The organism is Microvirga sp. P5_D2, from assembly GCF_054049475.1.
The window spans coordinates 1-5,222 of the sequence record NZ_JBFUMH010000250.1 but is presented as its reverse complement, the minus strand read 5'-3'; the positions used below and the strand labels follow the sequence as shown (position 1 = coordinate 5,222).

The following is a 5,222-nucleotide window of genomic DNA, read 5'->3' as shown; positions in this document are numbered from 1 at the left end:
ATCCTACGAGCTCGATGCCATCGCCGCCGTAATCCTGGGCKGTACCAGCTTTGTCGGCGGCATCGGCTCGATCTGGGGCACGTTGATCGGAGCGCTCATCATTGCGGTTCTGTCGAACGGCCTCATTCTCGTCGGCGTGTCCGACATCTGGCAGTTCATCATCAAAGGCTTCGTCATCATCGGCGCGGTGGCGCTCGACCGCTACCGCCTGAAGGGGTCCGCGCGCACATGACATTGCGGGCCCGGTTACTGCGCTCGAGGTCTGGTCGACTCGTCGCGGCATCAATCAGACCAGGAACGATGTGGAGGAATATATGAAGCGCATTCTTCTGACAGCCATCGCCGCCATCGCTCTCAGCGCCGGTTCGGCCCAGGCGAAGGAATTGAAATCCGTCGGCATTTCCCTGGGCTCAATGGGCAATCCTTTCTTCGTGGCTCTTGCCCGTGGCGCKGAAGCGGAAGCGAAGAAGATCAATCCCAATGTGAAGGTAACGGCAGTCGGCTTCGATTACGACCTCAACAAGCAATTCACACATATCGACAACTTCATCTCCGCCGGTGTCGACATGATCCTGCTGAACCCAGGTGACCCGAATGCGGTCGAACCGGCCATCAAGAAGGCACAGGCCGCCGGCATTCTCGTAGTCGCAGTCGACACCGCCGCGAAAGGCGCCGATCTGACGGTCACAACGGACAATGTTCAGGCCGGTCAGATCTCCTGCCAGTACATTGTCGACAAGCTTCAGGGCAAAGGCAATGTCATCATTCAGAACGGCCCCCAGGTGTCTGCCGTGGTCGACCGGGTGAAGGGCTGCAAGGAAGTCTTCGCCAAGAACAGCGGCATCAAGGTGCTGTCCGACGATCAGGACGCGAAGGGATCGCGTGAGGGCGGGTTGCAGATCATGCAAAGCCATCTGACCCGCTACCCCGATATCAATGCGGTCTTTGCTATCAACGACCCGCAGGCCATCGGCACTAACCTTGCCGCCAAACAGCTCAACCGGAACAACATCATCATCACCTCGGTTGATGGCGCTCCCGACATCGAGGCCGCGCTGAAGGACCCCAACAGCCCAATGATCCAGGCTTCGTCCAGCCAGGATCCCTATGCCATGGCGCAGCTCGGCGTTCGGCTGGGCAACGATGCGCTCAACGGCAGGAAGCCTGCCAATACCTTGACGCTCATGCCCTCGAAGCTCATCACGCGCGACAATGTCAGTCAGTATCAGGGCTGGTCAGCGCCGCGCTCCTGATGCATAGAATGCCTTACAGCAGCGCCGGACTTCGGACCGGCGCTGTTTCTTATCGGAGCGAAGCATGATTCTGGTATGCGGCGAGGCCTTGATTGACCTCTTTGTCGGAGTGCCCTCGCCGACCGGGCTTCAGGCGGAAGCGGTCGCAGGCGGCTCTCCCTTCAACGTCGCCATCGGCATCGGACGCCTGGGACGATCCTCGGCCTTTCTCTCCACGTTGTCTGACGATGCCTTCGGTATGTTTCTCACGGGGAAACTCGTCGAGGCCGGGGTCAGCACGAGCTATGTTCAGCCATGCTCCAAGCGGACTACCCTCAGCGTCGTCGCAACGACCACTGCAGGACAGCCCCAGTACTCCTTCTATGCCGAGGAGAGCGCCGACCGCGCCCTCACGCCTGCATCCCTGCCTCCACAATTACCTTCGGATGTGCATGCCATCGCTGCCGGGTCATACTCGCTTGGCGTCGAGCCGATTGCTAGCGCCGTCGAAGCGCTCATCCATCGCGAAGCCGGAACGCGGGTCATATCGCTCGATCCCAATGTTCGTCCACGGGTCGTCGGTGATCTTGGGGCCTATCGCGAGCGGTTCGAGCGGCTCTTGACGCAAGCGACCATCGTCAAGGCGAGCGATGAGGATATCGAGCAGCTTTACCCGTCGAAGGATATGGTGACGGCGGCGAAAGACTGGCTGACAAAAGGACCCAAGCTCGTCATCATCACGCGAGGCGCGAAGGGGCCGTTGGCAGTGTTCAAGGACAGCGTCGTCGAGCGCCCCTCTCCTTCCATCGATGTGGTAGATACGGTTGGAGCCGGCGATACATTCCACGCTGCCCTGCTCGCGTGGTTCGACGCCAAGTCACAATTGACGCTTGAGGCCATTAGCACGCTCACGGAGGACCAAGTCACTGCGGCTCTGGACTTCGCATCGACAGCGGCCGCAATCGTATGCACGAGACGGGGCGCCAACCCGCCGTCGTGGGATGAGGTCATGCGCTTCAAGGCGGAGAAACCTTAACGGTCCTCGCGAATTTCTGCGCGAGCAGCATGTAGCATGAAAGAGCCGGTCGATGCACAAGCATGACCGGCTCTTGGACTTTCTTACAGACGCGCGCGAGGATCGTGCCGGCCGACGCGGGCCAGCWGGTAGTCGATCTCTGCCTTGGCCGTCGGCGTGAGGCCGCTTGCAGGCTTGCGCTGCGCATCGCTTGCAATCGCTCCGCGCTTCTGCAGCACATATTTGCGAACGGCGAGGCCGACACCCTGCTGCTGCTCGTAGCGGATCAGGGGAAGATGCGCGTCGAAGAGATCGTGCGCCTCGTCGCGACGGCCCTCCTTTTGCAGTTTGACAACATCAACCAGCATGTCGGGGAAGGCATAACCCGTCATCGCGCCATCCGCGCCGCGCTCCATCTCGAAATCGAGAAACAGGCCACCGTTGCCGCAAAGAATCGAGATCGGCTTCATCTCGCCGGATGCCTGGTAGGCGCGCAGGCGTGAGATCTTCTCCAGACCCGGCCAGTCCTCATGCTTCAGCATCACGCATGAGGCATGATCCATCACGATGCGTCGGATCACGGCAGGCGTCATCACGACGCTCAACGTCAGCGGAYAATCCTGAATCACGAAGGGTACGTCATCGCCGATCGCTTCGACGGCCTGGGCATAGTACCCGACGATCTGGTCGTCCGTCCGCAGCGAGGGCGGCGGCGCGATCATCACACCCGCTGCGCCGAGTTCCATCACGTTGCGCGCGAGCGAACGCATGGCCGCAAACCCAGGAGCCGATACGCCGACGATCACCGGAACGCCCGCGCGCTTCACGACTTGTTTCGTGATAGCAAGGGATTCTTCCGGCTCCAACTTGGGCGCTTCGCCCATGATGCCGAGGATCGTCAATCCGGTGACGCCGCAGCCGATATAGAACTCGGTCAGGCGGTCAACCGATTCCGTGTCCAAACGGCCATCGGGATGAAACGGCGTCGCCGCAATCGTATAGACGCCTGCTGCTGTGTGATCGAGCTTCATGCCCCCTGCTCCTTCTTGAAGGCCTCGTAGCGTGCCTTGGTCTCCGCGCTCATCGGGTAGAGACCCGGCAGCGGAATGTCGCGATCCACTTCTTCCATGATCCAGGCYTCCATGCGCTCCTGCTCGGGAGCTTCAGTCAGCACCTCGCTCAGAAGAGCTGCCGGGATCAACACGGCGCCATCCTCATCGACCACGATCATGTCATCAGGGAAAACCGCGACGCCGCCGCAGGCAATTGGCTCCTGCCAGCCGACGAAGGTGAGGCCTGCCACGGACGGCGGAGCAGCGACCCCATTGCACCAAACCGGAAGGCCGGTTCCAAGCACGCCGGCAACGTCGCGGACAACACCATCGGTGACCAGAGCCGCGACACCACGCTTGGCCATGCGGGCGCACAGGATGTCGCCGAAGATGCCGGCATCCTCCACGCCCATGGCATCCACCACGGCAACTACGCCATCAGGCATGGCTTCGATGGCAGCACGGGTGGAAATCGGGGAAGCCCAGCTGGCAGGAGTCGCGAGATCCTCGCGAGCCGGAACGAAGCGCAGGGTGAAGGCGGGACCGACGATCCGCGGCTGGCCCGGCCTCAAGGGTTTCGTACCGCGCATCCACACATTGCGCAGGCCCTTCTTGAGCAGGATCGTTGTGATCGTCGCGGTCGAAACCTGCCGCAGGGTTTCAATGGCATTCTTGTCGAGTGTCATGCTGACGCCTTCTAGCTACTCTGAATAAAGCCGCCATCGACGCGGATGACGGAAGCTGTGACTTAGGATGCACGCTGGCCCGCAAGGAAGGCAACAGCGCCACCGGAGATACCGGGGATGACTTAAGCAATGTCCCCTCCCAGTCACCGCCTATGGCGAACGCCCTGTTGACCAGCCCGAGACTCAACCGGATTTCCCTTGTTTCGTGGGCAAAGTGCAACAGAGAAGGAGAAAATAAAATCTCGACTTTGCTATATTTAGAAGATAGTTTTTCTATCGATGGACACACGCTTTCTCGAGAGCTTCTTAACCGTCGTCGAGGCCGGATCGATGGCGGAAGCTGCCCGCCGCCTAGGTGTTACGCCTGCGGCGGTAGCGCAGCGCATCCAGGCGCTTGAACAGGAGATAGGGACGCAGCTGCTCTCCCGCGCGGGCCGCACGGTGCGACCGACGGAGGCCGGCACGGCAATTCTGGCTCGCAGCCGTCAGGTCGTGCGGGAAGTGCGCGAATTGCGCGCCTTCGCCGCCGGTGAGAAGTTGGCAGGGGAAATCCGGCTTGGGGCTATATCGACAGCCCTTACGGGGCTGCTCCCCCGGCTGCTGATGCAACTCGTCGCCGAGGCACCCCTGGTGGATTTTTATGTTGTTCCGGGCACCTCTATCGAACTCTATCGCAAGGTCGTGGAAGGCGATCTCGACGCCGCCATTCTGGTGAAGCCTCAATTCTCCCTGCCGAAAGCCTATGAGTGGCACTTGCTAAGGACAGAGCCTCTGGTCGTCATCGGGCTTGAAGCCTCTGCCGGCAGCGATCCGCATGAACTTCTGCGAAGCCAGCCCTTCATCCGGTATGACCGAAACCATTGGGGCGGACGCCTGGCGGATTCCTATCTCAGGCAGGCGGGGATCCGCCCCCAGGAGCGCTTGGAGCTCGATGCGCTCGAAGCCATTGCCGTCATGGTCGACAAAGGCCTCGGCGTGTCGCTTGTGCCCGACTGGGCCCCGCCCTGGCCGGAGGGATTATCGATTTCCAAACTGTCCTTGCCCAACACAGCGCCGGTCCGGCACATCGGACTTATGTGGCCCCGCACCTCTCCCAAAACCCGCTTGATCCAGGCCCTGCTTACGGCAGCCGCGTGATCGCGAGTTTTTAGAGCTAAAGCCCGGCCTTCCCTCACGGATTGGGCCTGAGCGAGATTCCAGCCGGTACCTTGAGTTCGCCCTCGCCCTTCTCCACGTC

Annotated in this window: 5 protein-coding genes and 1 pseudogene; 4 read left to right on the top strand and 2 right to left on the bottom strand. The window is 61.1% G+C overall.

Going from position 1 to position 5,222, the window contains the following annotated elements:
- The 3 genes and pseudogenes from ACXJKO_RS29595 to ACXJKO_RS29585 all read left to right on the top strand — a co-directional run.
- A pseudogene (locus ACXJKO_RS29595) lies at positions 1-232 on the top strand (ribose ABC transporter permease); the annotation flags it as partial.
- A gap of 82 nt (positions 233-314) precedes the next feature.
- On the top strand, positions 315-1,253 hold the full coding sequence (locus ACXJKO_RS29590) for an ABC transporter substrate-binding protein (RefSeq protein WP_457094599.1): 939 nt from the start codon (positions 315-317) through the stop codon (positions 1,251-1,253).
- A gap of 64 nt (positions 1,254-1,317) precedes the next feature.
- The gene (locus ACXJKO_RS29585) at positions 1,318-2,268 is read left to right on the top strand and encodes a carbohydrate kinase family protein (protein WP_457094598.1); all 951 of its coding nucleotides are present in this window, start codon (positions 1,318-1,320) and stop codon (positions 2,266-2,268) included.
- 83 nt (positions 2,269-2,351) lie between these two features.
- On the opposite strand, the gene ACXJKO_RS29580 is transcribed toward ACXJKO_RS29585, so the two are convergent.
- Together ACXJKO_RS29580 and ACXJKO_RS29575 are read right to left on the bottom strand one after the other, a co-directional pair.
- Positions 2,352-3,278, bottom strand: a complete 927-nt coding sequence (locus ACXJKO_RS29580; RefSeq protein ID WP_457094597.1) for a dihydrodipicolinate synthase family protein — start codon at positions 3,276-3,278, stop codon at positions 2,352-2,354.
- Complete coding sequence (locus ACXJKO_RS29575) at positions 3,275-3,985, bottom strand: ribonuclease activity regulator RraA (protein ID WP_457094596.1); 711 nt, start codon at positions 3,983-3,985, stop codon at positions 3,275-3,277. The genes ACXJKO_RS29580 and ACXJKO_RS29575 overlap by 4 nt, the downstream gene beginning before the upstream one ends.
- Before the next feature lie 279 nt (positions 3,986-4,264).
- On the opposite strand from ACXJKO_RS29575, the gene ACXJKO_RS29570 reads away from it, so the two are divergent.
- Positions 4,265-5,122, top strand: coding sequence for a LysR substrate-binding domain-containing protein (locus tag ACXJKO_RS29570; protein WP_457094595.1), 858 nt, complete (start codon positions 4,265-4,267; stop codon positions 5,120-5,122).
- Positions 5,123-5,222: the final 100 nt, after the last annotated feature.

What these genes read in the sequence shown, in the direction of transcription:
- ACXJKO_RS29585 (WP_457094598.1), top strand. Translation starts at nt 1,318, where the DNA reads ATGATTCTGGTATGCGGCGAGGCCTTGATTGACCTCTTTGTCGGAGTG.
- ACXJKO_RS29570 (WP_457094595.1), top strand. Translation starts at nt 4,265, where the DNA reads ATGGACACACGCTTTCTCGAGAGCTTCTTAACCGTCGTCGAGGCCGGA.